Genomic DNA, 12,809 nt, shown 5'->3' with positions numbered 1-12,809 from the left:
TCAAACGGCATTTAATATTACTACCGATGGCCGGCTTTGTCAATATCATATCACAAGTAAAATAAAGTTAAGCCCTTGACAAAGAGGGAAAAGTAATATAAAGTTATTCTATTATATTCAAACCGATTAGGGATTTATCTATGAATCATAGAACAATCACATCACTGGCCGTTCTGGTCCTGGCAATGTCAGCCACCGCGGCTTTTCCCGGGCAATGGATCCCGCTGGCCGCCAACAGCAACCCCGGGAGGACAGTAGGATTGTCAAGCGCCGGTTTCGACGCCATCGTATTGGATGTTACCTTGCCGGGGCTTGATGTCTCAGAGGGAAAAACCAAGGACGGCGCATATATCCTGCTTTCAGTTCCGGACCAGGGATATAACACCGAGCTGGGCCATCCCAAATTGCCGGTGGTTTCTGAATGGGTGGAGATACCGCAGGGAGCCAGGGTTGAAGCCTCTCTGGAGGTGATCGCCTCGGAGAGCTTTAATCTGAAGGACAAGGGCTTTGATAAAAAGATAATGCCGGTCCAGCTTCCGGTGCCCAAGATGCCGGGAGCGGAAGAGAAGGTTCCCTTCAGCATAGATCAATCGGTGTACTCCAGCAACGAATTTTACGGCAAAGCCAAAGTCACGCTATCCGAGCCGGTCCAGATGAGAGGACACCGGGCGGTGTTGGTTAGTTTCTGGCCGGTGGCCTATAATCCGGTGACCGGGGATATAAAAGCCATTACCAAGGCTAAAATATCCTTAAAACTATCGGGCTCCGATATCGCCGGAACCAGGAAGATGTCAGCCAAGTATCGGTCGGCGGCATACGACAGCCCGTTGTCATCGACCTTGATCAATTTCGGCACATACGAATCATTCGCCAAGGCCGTTCCCGCTCTGCCCATAAACCAACTTATCATCGTGGGCGATGAATATTATGATGCATTGGCGCCCCTGGCGGATTGGGACACCCGTAAGGGATACCGGACACTGGTCACCAGAACCTCTGAGATCCCCGGAGGGGCCGATACCAGCCATATTCGTCAATATATAAAAAGCCAGTACGACGGGGAGAACCCGCCGGACTTTGTTCTATTAGTGGGCGATGTAGACGTTGTTCCCACTTATTATACCAATACCGTACCGAACTACCCTGTTACTGATTTGTATTATTCAACCATGGCGGGAACGGATTTCGTGCCAGATCTGTATGTCAGCCGGATCTCGGTGGCCGACACCATTCAGTTGCATAACTATATTGCCAAATACCTGGACTACCAGCAGGGGTCCTGGACCAGCGATCATTCCTGGATGCAGAAAGCTTTCTTCACAGCTTCAGCGGATTATTATACTGTGACTGAAGCGACCGATAACTATTGTATTGCCCGAAGCCGGGCGCACGGGATGGTGTGCGATTCGGCCTATCAGCGTTTGGGTGGTTCCACGGTTGACATTACAGATGCCTTTAATAACGGAACTACCATCATGACCTACACTGGCCATGGTTGGTATGATAGCTGGGGCGGGCCAGGTTTTACACCATCAAATATAAACTCATTGACTAACAGTAATAAATATTCATTTGTTACCAGTTTTTCTTGCTTGACGGGTGCCTTTGCGAGTGGTTCCTATCCCGAATGTTTCGGAGAAACGTGGATCAGAGCAGCGAACAAAGGAGCCGTTGCTTTCTGGGGCTCCTCGGTACTCTCCTATTGGGATGAGGACGATATCCTCCAGCGTCGCATGTATGATGCTTTTCTGGATAGCGGCTATACTTGGATAGGGGGATTGACTTTTAAAGCTAAACTTGATTTTGGCCGTTACTATAATTGGGCCAGCGGCCCAAGCGTATCTGTAAAAATATATTTTGAACAGTATAATATTCTGGGCAGCGGTGCCATTGACCTGTACACCAAGCAGCCCCTGACCATGACCGTCAGCCACCCGGCCACGGTACCGCTGGGTCCGGCCACTGTGAATGTCAATGTAGCGGCCGGGACCGCGGTGCAGAACGCCCTGGTCTGTCTGACCTATAAATCAAACGGAGAGATCCTGGCCACGGGGTACACCGATGCCTCGGGCAATGTATCTCTTGATATCGTAACCACCATCCTCGACAGCATCGGCCTGGTAGTAACAGCTCACAATTGTGCGCCGTATTCCGGGCAGATAAAAATCTCGGTGGCCGGCCCCTGCGTACTACACTACAAGCATACCATTAATGATTCGGCCGGAAACGGCAACAGTGATATCAACCCCGGCGAAGCGATAGCCCTGCCCCTGTGGGTGAAGAATTACGGCAGTGTCATATCAACCGGGACGGTCAAGGGAACCTTGAGAACCACCAGCAATCAGGCAGCCATCACCGACAGCTTCTACAATTTCGGACTGGTCTATTCCGGGGACTCGGCCCAGTACTCTTCGGGATACAAGTTCAATGTCTCACCGGCCTGCACCAACGGGACCATCATTCCCTTCACGCTGGAATGTCATGATACCGAAAATAGCTGGACCACCAATTTTACAGTCAAGGTCTCCGCGCCCAAGCTGTTTTACAGCACCTACTGTATAATCGACCCCGCTCCGGCCAACAATAACAGCTTCGCCGAGCCCGGGGAGACCGATAGCCTGAGGGTATATCTTAAGAACAAAGGGCTGCAAACGGCAGACAATGTCACGGCCATTCTATCCAGCAGTGATCCGTATGTTGCCATAGTAAGCGACAGCTCAGGCTACGGAGATATACAGCCCGACAGCGCTGGAGGTTCGGCTATTCCCTATCTGCTGACCTTCGGAACCCCGCCTCAAAATCCGTATTATGCCCGGCTCAGGCTGCAGATGAAAACCCTGGGGGGCACGCTTGTTCAGTATGACAGCTTTATGCTGGCCATTGCCAGCCCTGGTTTTTACGACAACGTGGAGGACAGCATTCTGACCAACCAATACCAGGCCGGTAACCTGTGGCATACCACGGAATACACCGCTTACAGTCCCACCACCTGCTGGCGTTGCGGAGTAGGGGACGATCAACCATATATAAACTACATGAACTCGTCGCTGGTTACTCCGGAGTTCGCAGTGGGTACCCAGGCGACGGTGTCATTCTGGCATAAATATTGGATAGAATCGAACTATGATTACGGTTTTGTGGAATACAGCACCGATGACGGTTCAAGTTGGACCGAGTTGGCCAATTTTACCGGTACGTTGAGCGATTGGACCGAGCAATCATATGATATAAACGGTATTCCTGTCGGCTCCAAAGTACTGCTCAAGTTCCGTTTCACTTCTGATGTTTCTGTGACAGGTTTGGGCTGGCACATTGATGATATCTCGGTGACAACTCCAACCGGAGTGGCCGTCCGTCCGGAGGAGCCTAAGCTTTCAGGGGTCTTAAAACTTAACCGCAGCCATCCCAACCCCATGCGTTCCAACGCTGCGATATCCTATCAGGTGCCCAGCAAATCACAAGTTACCCTGACTGTTTACAATATCCTGGGTCAAACTATCAGATTGCTGGATTCCGGAGAAAAAGCCCCCGGCCTATACCAAGTGAATTGGGATGGCCGGGACAGCCGGGGAAATAATATGTCTTCGGGCATCTATTTCTACCGGCTGGCAGCCGGAGCTGTCACTTTGACCCAAAAACTGATTTTGGTAAGGTGATGCAGGCCTTAGGGGATTATAAACAATTGTTGATATTTTACTTGACAAGAAATGCTGATTTGTGTTATGGTCTATGAAGTTATCGCTTAAATTTTAAACCTAGCGGTTGTTTTTATTTTATGGGTCTCAAGGAAAAAACTCAATTTACCATAGTGTTTATCCCCCATCACGGGGGTAACACCGTAAGCGTCAGGGTGCCCCAATGGCTTCTGGTATGCCTGGGGTGCTTTGGGGTATTTCTTTTATTGGGCTTGGGCTTGGTAACCACCGGCTATATCAATAAATTTGTCGATGTCTCAATGCTGCAGAAGCTACAGGTAGAAAATCGCATTCTAGGAAGCAAGCTGAACGAGTTTGCGGTAAAATCAGCCGATCTGCACAAACAGATAGCGATGTTCGTGAATTTTGACTCCAAGGTCAGGATGATGTCCGGCCTCCAGATCATAGATCCCGATATCAGGCAGGTGGGCATCGGGGGCGGCAAGCAGGAGGACCTTCCCAATGAGGTTTCGGTAAAGACCGCCTCTTCAATCAGGGAGGTGGAGGAGGACCTTGGCCGGCTTATCAGGGAGGCCAAGCTGCAGAATGAGAGTTTTCAGGAACTGGCAACCGCTCTTGAGGATCGCCAGCAGATGTGGAACCATATGCCCTCCATCCAACCCACTCCCGGATGGATCATCAGCGATTTTGGCTACCGGCGCGATCCCCTGACCGGCGAGATGAGGATGCATGAAGGGATAGATATTGCCGCTCCAGGCGGTACCATCATCACCGCTCCGGCCGACGGGGTGGTCAAATCGGTAGGCTCCCGCGGCAATTATGGGCTATGCCTGGAGGTGGATCATGGCTACGGGATAATGACCAGGTTTGCCCATTGTTCGCTGATTCGGGTCAGCCAGGGTTCCAGGGTGTCGCGCGGCCAGGTTATCGCCTTGGTAGGATCCACCGGAAGGACCACTGGCCCGCATCTGCACTATGAAGTACTTACTAATGGCATGGCTTCAAATCCGGCGAACTATATCCTCTCAGCCCGGATGTTCTGATACCGATAAAATTTAAAGGCCAGGATCGCTCCTGGCCTTTTTTAATTGGATCAACGATATTCAGATATCATTTTCCTGATAGGGATGGCTTTGGGGAAAATCCTGTTTGGATAATTTTCTCATCAGTTCGGAAGCCCTGTCCAGCTGGTCACATTTCGGACCGCCGGGTCGGGCTTGGATAAAAGAATGCACCTTGAAGCTCAAATATTTTCCCTGATTATCAAGTTCCGCCCACAGCAAAGGGGCATAACCGGACTCCCCGCTCAAGTTCATGCCGCCGTAGGTGCAGAAATTCCCCAGACTGTAGGCTATCAGCCGGTCCCGGTAGACCTCCATGGCCCGGGGGACATGGGGACCGTGGCCGATTATCAGATCGGCCCCCCGGTCGATGGCCTGATGGGCGAATTTAACCAGGTGCCCCCGCGGCTCGTTCAGGTATTTCTCCGGGGCGTCCTTGATATGCAGGGCGGACTTTCCCTCCCCGCCGCCATGAACCGAGACGATCAGGATATCGTAAATTCTGGCCAGGGAATCGATCTCGTTAAGCGCTTCTTCGGGATGGACGATCGATCGGGGGGGGCTGCCCACGGACAGGGCGATCAGCCCAATTTTAATTCCGCGGATATTGAACTCGGCAGTCGGCCCATCCTTGCCGCTACAGCTTATGCCGGCCAGGGCCAGAGCCTTTCTGGTGGATAAACTTCCACCGGAGCCGAAGTCATTGGCGTGGTTGTTGGCCAGGGACATCACGTCGAACCCGGCCAGGGCCAGGTTGCCGGCATACGATGCCGGAGTGCGAAAGACATAAGACCTGCCCTTTCTAGCAATCTTGGCCGGCTTGCCGGCGTCGCATAAGGGGCCCTCCAGATTGCCGAAGGCCAGGTCGGCCTTTTTTAGTATCTCCCGACAGTCGTCGAATAAGCGTCGGCCATTCTCCGGCGGCAGCAGCGGAGTAGGATAACAGCTGCCCATCATGATGTCGCCCACTGCGGCGATGGTGACGGTGTCGCTGAACAAAGAATCCGGCGGGAACGGGCTGTAAAAGATCAGATCCGTTGCGGCAGTGTCCGCCGGGGACAGGATGACAGTGGCAGTATCCGGACTGGTAGTAACGGCCTGGTTCAGACGAACGGTACTGCAGGCCGGCAGCACCAGCGAAAGCCCAATGATGGCGTAAAGTTTTGTTTTTTTCATAGAATCAAACTGATTATGAGGTCGATTATTTTAGATAAAATATCTTACAGCCAGCCGTTTTCTTTATACCACCGGGCGGTGATATCCAGCCCCCTTTTCAGATCATACCGGCAGGTGAAGTCGAAATCTTTTTCGGCCTGGCCGGGAGAGCAGGTCCAGTACCTTTCGGCCATCTCCCGGACCTTCTGGCGATTGAAGATGCTGTCTTTCCCTGCCACCAAAGCCCCGCCTTCGGCCAGCAGGGCCGCGAAATTGGCCAGGCCCAGCGGAACCATCAGCGGGAGAGGCTTCTTGTTCAGGCTCTGGGCGATGGCGGAGGAGATCTCCTGCCAGGAATAGCTTTGGGGATCGGACAGGAAATATGTTTTGCCAGCCGCGGCATCGGACTGGGCCGCGCCGATCATCCCTTCGGCCAGGTCCCGAACGAATATCATATGGGCGTACCTTTTTTTGAATCCCGGCAGCAGGGCCAGGCCCCGGCTTATCCATTTAAAATATAAAAAGACATCGGTGTCCCGGGGGCCGTAGACCGTGGGTGGCCGGACTATGGTAAGGGGAATTTGCTCCGCCAATTTCATCAATTGCCGCTCGGCCTCCAGCTTGCTTCGCCCGTAATCGGAAAGGGGGTGGCATTGGTCGGACTCGCACCGGGGCTCCTCCAGGCAGCCCGATGGTCCGGCCGCCGCCTGGCTGGATGAAAAGACAAATCTCTTCAGGCCGGGAGCGGACCTGGCGGCGGCGTTGGCCAGATTTATGACGGCCTCCACATTATCGCGGAATAGTTTCTGCCGGGAACCGGACTTGGCGGCGGCGATGTGAAATATGTAATCCACATCCTTGACGGCGTCAGTCAGAGATGACTGGTCTTCGAATGATCCATAGGCCAGCTCAAGGTTCAGACCTTTGAGCCATTTTAAATTACTGGTGGTCCTGACCAAAGCCCTGACCCGGCAGCCTTTGCTCAAGAGGGCTTCCGTTAAATGGCTGCCAATGAACCCGCTGGCCCCGGTGACCAGGGCCAATGATTTACCATCCGATTTAATCATACTATTAGTTTAACTTAAATTATCAGGGCTGTCAACAAGCTATGGCCGCCCCGGGATAATATTAATCCTTGACATTTCGTCAAATTATGATAAATTTATCAATCACATATAAGATATGAGCAAGCTCCGATTAAATGATATCCCGGCCAGGCTATGGAAGGAGCTGCTCCTGATGAAGCGGATCTACGGAGATCCCCGCCTGCCCAAAAAGCTGAAATTCATTCCCGGCCTGGTAATCGCATACCTGCTGTCGCCGATAGACATCATCCCGGATTTCATTCCGGTGCTAGGCTATCTGGACGACCTGATAGTGGTGGGATTTTTGTTATGGCTGTTCTTTAGGCTGGTTCCCGAGGAACTGGCCACCCATCACCGGACCATTCTGGAGACCGAGCAAATGAAACCGTTCGATCTTAAGGAGCTGACGAGAACCCAATCCGCTAAAATTAAAAACGAATAATAAATTTGCACTATGATAGCATCGACAGGTATTGACATTGCCGAAGTAAAAAGGGTGGAGGAGGCCATAACCCGGTGGGGGAAAAGGTTCCTGGACAAGGTCTATACTCCGTCCGAGATCGCTTTCTGCCAGGGCCGCCCTAACAAGTTTCAGAGCTATGCCGCCAGGTTCGCCGGCAAGGAGGCGGTGTCCAAGTGCCTGGGGACGGGCTTCCGGCGGGGGGTCTATCCCAATCTGATAGAGATCGTGGACAATGAGAAGAGCCGCCCCACAGTAAAACTTCACGGCCGGGCGGCCGAGTACGGCCGGGGGTATACCCTCCACCTGTCTCTCTCACATGACCGGAGCATGGTGGTGGCCGTGGCGGTGATGGAGAAAATATAACTACGGGAGTTGCCCGCAAAATACACGAAATGACGCTAAAATATTTTAAGGGTTAGTGTTTTTAGTGGGCGGGGTATTATGGAGGAAATCAAATGATTGTAGTCACACCCCAACAGATGCGGGAGATAGACGCCCGGGCCATAAGGAAATACAAAATTTCCGGGCTGACCCTGATGGAGAACGCCGGGCGGGCGGTGGCCGAGCAGGCGGAGGCCATGCTGGGGGCCGGCGGGCTGGGCGACCAGCGGAGCATTTGCGTGGTCTGCGGCAAGGGGAATAACGGGGGGGACGGTTTTGCAGCCGCCAGGATGCTGGCGGAAAACGGCTTCCAGGTCTCGGTCTTTTTACTGGGGCGCATAAACGATGTTAAGGGCGATGCCCTGACCAATGCCAAAAAGCTGGGCAAGAGTGGATTGAAGGTCAGGGAGATAGTGTCGGCAGCAGGGCTGACATCGCTGAAGAAAGACCTGGCCGGTTCCCATCTGGTGATAGACGCCATCTTCGGCACGGGGTTCAAGGGCCCGATTGGAAAAAACATTGCTTCGGCCATGGACCTCATCAATGCTTCCGGCCGGCCGGTGCTATCGGCCGACATTCCCTCCGGAGTGGACGGGGAGACCGGGCAGGTATCATCCTGCGCTATCCGGTCGGATGTCACAGTCACCATGGGGCTTTTGAAGACCGGGCTGTTATTCCATCCCGGTAAAATGCTGGCTGGGAAAACCATAATCGCCGACATCGGATTTCCCGCAAAAGCCATAGAGGAACAGAAGATAGCTGTCCGCTTGGCAGAGCACTCTATCGTCAAAGACTGGCTGCCGGCCAGAAAACCCGATGCCCACAAGGGCAGCTGCGGAACGGTGCTGGTGCTGGCCGGCTCGGCCGGCATGACCGGAGCGGCCAGCCTGGTCTCGCTTTCCGCCATGCGTTCCGGCGCCGGGCTGGTTTATCTGGGGATCCCCGATAGTCTGAACGATATCATGGAGGCCAAGCTGACCGAGGTCATCACTAAGCCTCTGCCCGAGACCAGAAACCGCACCCTTTCCCTGTCTTCGCTGGACCGGATATTTAAGCTTATGGCCAAGGCCGATTCGCTGGCTATCGGGCCGGGGCTTTCGGCCCATCCCGAGACCGCCGAACTGGTGCAGTTGGTCATCAGGTCGAGCAACCTTCCGGCAGTATTGGATGCCGACGGCCTCAATGCCTTTGCCTCTAGGCCGGAACTGCTGAGGTCCGCAGCATCCTTGATAATGACACCCCACTACGGAGAATTGTCCCGGCTACTGAAAGCCGATATCCCACAGATAAAGAGCCAGCCACTCAAATATGCCTTGGAGGCGGCCAAGAAATTCAACCAAATAATCATTCTCAAAGGGGCTCCCACCGTCACCGCACTGCCGGACGGAAGGGCCTGGATCAACCCCACCGGCAACAGTGGCATGGCCACCGCCGGAGTGGGGGATGTGCTGGCCGGGCTGATAGGCGGGCTGCTGGCCCAGGGGCTGGCTCCGGAGAGGGCGGCGGTGCTGGGGGCCTATCTGCACGGTTTGGCCGGGGACCTGGCGGCTGAAGATAAAACGGAATACTGCCTGCTGGCGGGGGATATCATCGAGCATCTCCCCCGGGCCTTTAAAAAAATAATGGAGGATACTTAGATGGTTTGGCTGGGATACGGGATGCTGGGGGCCATGGCCGGAGTGGTCAGCGGACTGTTCGGCATAGGCGGGGCGGTGGTGATTGTTCCGGCGCTGGTTATATTGTTTAAATTTTCCCAACACCAGGCCCAGGGCACCTCGCTGGCTACATTGCTTTTGCCCATCGGACTGCTGGCGGCCTGGCGTTATTATTCGGCCGGGCATGTCAACATCAAGGCGGCCGGGGTAATGGCGGTCTGCTTTTTCTTCGGCGGGCTGTTGGGGGCGGTGCTGGCCGAGAAGATCTCCGGGGTCTGGCTGCAGAGGATGTTCGGGGTGTTCCTGATGGCCATTGCGGTAAAGATGATCCTGGCCAAATGAACAAGCTGACCGGCTGGATAATAAACAATGTCAAGGAGATCCGGAGCGAAGGCGACCTGGCAGCCAGCATTCCCTTTACCATTTGGCAGAGGCAATGGGAGGTGTGCGATATCGTCGCCGACCGGAGATCTTCCGAAGAGATATCCCGGCGGGTGAACCGGCTGTCCGAAAAAATCCCAATATACCAGATTGACGCTTGGTATTATCAATGCGTCATCGCCAAGTACCAGGCCAGATACACTAAAGCCCTGGAACTATCCCGGAAGGGGCTGGAAATGGCCAGAGAAAAGGGAGACCGGGAAAAAACCGCCCTGATGCACAGCCTGATGGGCGAGGCCTGCTATAACCTGTCCGATTACCCTAAGGCCATCGAGCACCGGCTCGATGCCCTGGCCATCTACCAGTCGTTAGGGATGGAGGTGAGGTCGGGCGACGTAAAGGGCGACATCGGCCTGGCCTACTGGCGGATGGGTGATAACCAGCAGGCCCTGGATTATTACCAGCAGGCCCTGGACATATATCAAAAGAACAACGATATCCGCAAGATGGTCTCCAACAAGTCTAACGTGGCCGGGGCCCTGCTGCGGATGGACCAGGCGGACCGGGCCTATGATCTTTACCAGGAGGCGCTGGTCCTGGCCCGCCAGGTGGGCGATGTCCATAAGCAGAGCACCATTTTGAACAACCTGGGAGCCATCCTGATAAGAAAAGGCCGATATAATGAAGCCCTGGCCAGGCTGCAGGAGGGTCTGAAGATTGACCAGACCATCGGCAATATCACCGGCCAGGCATCAAAGATGAACAATATCGGAGTGCTTCAGGGAACTCTGGGCAATTATGATCAGTCGTTGGAATATTTGGAAAAGGCGCTGGAGATAGACATCTCTACCGGGAACATCAACGGACAGATTTCTAAGCTGAGTAATATTGCCGACCTGTGGGCCTTGAAGGAGGATTTTAAAAAAGCTTTCGATTACAGTCAGCGAACGGTGATTTTGAGCCGGCAGATAAATTCCAAGGCGTATCTATCCCATTCCCTGATGAGGAACGTTCATCTGTGCGTCCAGATGGGGGTACATCAGGATGCCGAATCTTACGGCCTGGAGGGGATCGCTTTGGCCGAGGAGATCCAAAGTTTCTCGGGGTTGAGCATGGGGCTGTCCAACATGGCCGATCTGTACGATGCCCTGGGGCAGCCGGACAAGGCTCTGGAATATTCCAACCGGGCCATCGAGATGATAGCCAATCATTCAACCTTCGAGGTGGCCCTGGAGAAGATGTATTACCGGAGATACCTGATACTGAAAAAACTAGGCAGTCAACCAGAGGCCAGGGAATCCATAGAGAGGGCCTACCAGGAGGTACTAAAAAAGGCCCGGGAGATAACCGATCCCAAGGAATTAGAGCGATTCTACAATAATAATAAAGACAACCAGACCATCATCAGGGAATGGGAGGAATTGGAGGCGGCAAGGAAGGGTCAGCCAGCTGATGCCGGCCGCAGCCAATGATCGGTGAGCGCCAGATGAGATGCGGAGCAGTGAACTGGATAAAAAATAACGGGGGGGCGGGGACCACCGAAGATATCTCCTCCGCGGTTCCCTTTACCATTTGGCAGCGTCAATGGGAGGTTTGCGACGTCATCGGCGACCGGGCCCGGGCCCGGTCGGTGGCCGAAAAGGTAAATTCCCTGTCTCCGAGGAATTCCCGTTATGCCATAACCGCCGGACTGTATCTGTCCCAGCTTCACATCTACAACGGAGAATACCAAAAGGCCCTGGAACAGGCCAAGGATACACTGGTCCTGGCGCTTAATCGGAACCAAGCAGATTTGCTAGCCAATATCTATGAGCAGTTATCGTCGGCTCACCAGAATCTTTCCAATTTCGACCAGGCGGTGGAGCACACCCAAAAGGCCATGAATATTTATTCGGCCGCAGGCAATCAGCCCCGGCTGGGAAGCTCGCTGGCCAGGCTGGGGCAGATCTACTGGAAGATGGGGCAATATCCCAAGGCCCTGCCGGCCCTGGATCGCGCCAAACAGATATTCCAGGAAAACAGCGACGAGCGTTCGCTGGCCTTGGTGTTGCTAACCACCGCCAATGTGCTGCTGGCCACCGATGAACCAAGCAAGGCCCAGGAATATTATCTGGCGTCGTTGGCTATCTGCCGGCGCATTGGCGACCTGGCCAAACAGAGCACCCTGCACAATAATCTGGGGGCGATCATGTACAGCCAGGCCGATTATACCGGCTCCCTGGAACATTACCGCCTGGGGCTCAGGATCGATGAGACCCTGGGCAACCTCCATGGCCAGTCGACCAAGCTGAGCAATATTGCGGTGATGCAGGCTTTGATGGGCAACCACGATCAGGCTCTGGCCAATTTTGAAAAGGGCCTCAGGATAGAACAGGCCACCGGCAACCAGGACGGCCAGATGCGCAAGCTGGGGAACCTGGCCACCCTCTACTCGCTAAAGGGCGATTTTCACCGGGCCATCGTTTACATTGACCAGGCGCTGGAGATCTGCAGAAAGATCAACAGCCGCAGCTACCACGAGTTTTACCTCACCCAGAAAGTGGGATACCTGGGCAATATCAAGGATTACCAGGGGGCCAAGGCGTTGGGGGAAGAGGCCATAGAAATGTCGAAGAGTTCCGGCAACCAGAGCCACCTGGTCACCTTGTATTCCTCGCTGGCCGATATATATTACGACACCGGAGAGATCGAACCGGCCTGGGAATATTCCAGCCGGGCCGTGGGGATAATCGAAAGCCAGGAACTATTCGAGGTCAACAAGGAGGACAGCTATTTCACCCATTGCCTGATTCTGGAGAAGCAGGGCCGGCAGAAAGAATCTGACAATTACCTGGAACTAGCCTATAAAGAAGTGCAGGCCAAGGCCGGGAACATAAAGGATGAAAAAGAGCGGACCGGATTTTTGAGCAAGAACCGGAGCATAGCCCGGATCGTTGAGAAATGGGATCATTCCCATTCAAAGAAAACCTGAA

At 53.9% G+C, this 12,809-nt stretch carries 10 protein-coding genes; 8 read left to right on the top strand and 2 right to left on the bottom strand.

Annotated features, from left to right (window positions below; translation table 11 throughout):
* The first annotated feature begins 140 nt into the window (after positions 1-140).
* Both KJ869_09145 and KJ869_09140 read left to right on the top strand, forming a co-directional pair.
* Positions 141-3,656 (top strand): T9SS type A sorting domain-containing protein, encoded by a 3,516-nt coding sequence (locus tag KJ869_09145; protein ID MBU1577357.1) that lies wholly within the window; start codon positions 141-143, stop codon positions 3,654-3,656.
* A gap of 119 nt (positions 3,657-3,775) precedes the next feature.
* Positions 3,776-4,699 carry a M23 family metallopeptidase gene (locus KJ869_09140; protein MBU1577356.1) on the top strand — a complete coding sequence of 308 codons (924 nt, stop codon included), beginning with the start codon at positions 3,776-3,778 and terminating at the stop codon, positions 4,697-4,699.
* Between the two features lie 60 nt (positions 4,700-4,759).
* On the opposite strand, the gene KJ869_09135 is transcribed toward KJ869_09140, so the two are convergent.
* Together KJ869_09135 and KJ869_09130 are read right to left on the bottom strand one after the other, a co-directional pair.
* The gene (locus tag KJ869_09135; GenBank protein MBU1577355.1) at positions 4,760-5,695 is read right to left on the bottom strand and encodes a CapA family protein; all 936 of its coding nucleotides are present in this window, start codon (positions 5,693-5,695) and stop codon (positions 4,760-4,762) included.
* 242 nt (positions 5,696-5,937) lie between these two features.
* Entirely contained in the window at positions 5,938-6,939 is a 1,002-nt protein-coding gene (locus KJ869_09130; GenBank protein ID MBU1577354.1) for an NAD-dependent epimerase/dehydratase family protein, read from the bottom strand.
* Between the two features lie 115 nt (positions 6,940-7,054).
* Between KJ869_09130 and KJ869_09125 the strand changes: the two genes are divergently transcribed.
* The 6 genes from KJ869_09125 to KJ869_09100 all read left to right on the top strand — a co-directional run bounded on the left by KJ869_09125 (position 7,055) and on the right by KJ869_09100 (position 12,808).
* Complete coding sequence (locus tag KJ869_09125; GenBank protein ID MBU1577353.1) at positions 7,055-7,399, top strand: DUF1232 domain-containing protein; 345 nt, start codon at positions 7,055-7,057, stop codon at positions 7,397-7,399.
* 12 nt (positions 7,400-7,411) lie between these two features.
* Positions 7,412-7,783 carry a holo-ACP synthase gene (acpS, locus tag KJ869_09120; protein ID MBU1577352.1) on the top strand — a complete coding sequence of 124 codons (372 nt, stop codon included), beginning with the start codon at positions 7,412-7,414 and terminating at the stop codon, positions 7,781-7,783.
* A gap of 92 nt (positions 7,784-7,875) precedes the next feature.
* Positions 7,876-9,438: an NAD(P)H-hydrate dehydratase gene (locus KJ869_09115; GenBank protein ID MBU1577351.1), complete on the top strand. Its 1,563-nt coding sequence runs from the start codon at positions 7,876-7,878 to the stop codon at positions 9,436-9,438.
* On the top strand, positions 9,439-9,798 hold the full coding sequence (locus KJ869_09110; protein MBU1577350.1) for a sulfite exporter TauE/SafE family protein: 360 nt from the start codon (positions 9,439-9,441) through the stop codon (positions 9,796-9,798).
* A complete protein-coding gene (locus KJ869_09105; GenBank protein MBU1577349.1) occupies positions 9,795-11,309 on the top strand; it encodes a tetratricopeptide repeat protein in 1,515 nt (504 codons plus the stop codon). Before KJ869_09110 ends, KJ869_09105 begins: the two co-directional genes overlap by 4 nt.
* A gap of 14 nt (positions 11,310-11,323) precedes the next feature.
* Positions 11,324-12,808, top strand: coding sequence for a tetratricopeptide repeat protein (locus KJ869_09100; protein MBU1577348.1), 1,485 nt, complete (start codon positions 11,324-11,326; stop codon positions 12,806-12,808).
* Position 12,809: the final 1 nt, after the last annotated feature.

The organism is Candidatus Edwardsbacteria bacterium (genome assembly GCA_018821925.1).
In the GTDB taxonomy this organism is placed as follows: domain Bacteria; phylum Edwardsbacteria; class AC1; order AC1; family EtOH8; genus UBA2226.
Note: the sequence above shows the minus strand (reverse complement) of the source record. Positions and strands in the feature narration are given on the sequence as shown.

Excerpts from the sequence above, each read along its gene's own strand:
- KJ869_09145 (MBU1577357.1), top strand. The coding sequence starts at position 141 with ATGAATCATAGAACAATCACATCACTGGCCGTTCTGGTCCTGGCAATG.
- KJ869_09140 (MBU1577356.1), top strand. The coding sequence starts at position 3,776 with ATGGGTCTCAAGGAAAAAACTCAATTTACCATAGTGTTTATCCCCCAT.
- KJ869_09130 (MBU1577354.1), bottom strand. The coding sequence starts at position 6,939 with ATGATTAAATCGGATGGTAAATCATTGGCCCTGGTCACCGGGGCCAGC.
- KJ869_09125 (MBU1577353.1), top strand. The coding sequence starts at position 7,055 with ATGAGCAAGCTCCGATTAAATGATATCCCGGCCAGGCTATGGAAGGAG.
- acpS (MBU1577352.1), top strand. The coding sequence starts at position 7,412 with ATGATAGCATCGACAGGTATTGACATTGCCGAAGTAAAAAGGGTGGAG.
- KJ869_09115 (MBU1577351.1), top strand. The coding sequence starts at position 7,876 with ATGATTGTAGTCACACCCCAACAGATGCGGGAGATAGACGCCCGGGCC.
- KJ869_09110 (MBU1577350.1), top strand. The coding sequence starts at position 9,439 with ATGGTTTGGCTGGGATACGGGATGCTGGGGGCCATGGCCGGAGTGGTC.
- KJ869_09105 (MBU1577349.1), top strand. The coding sequence starts at position 9,795 with ATGAACAAGCTGACCGGCTGGATAATAAACAATGTCAAGGAGATCCGG.
- KJ869_09100 (MBU1577348.1), top strand. The coding sequence starts at position 11,324 with ATGAGATGCGGAGCAGTGAACTGGATAAAAAATAACGGGGGGGCGGGG.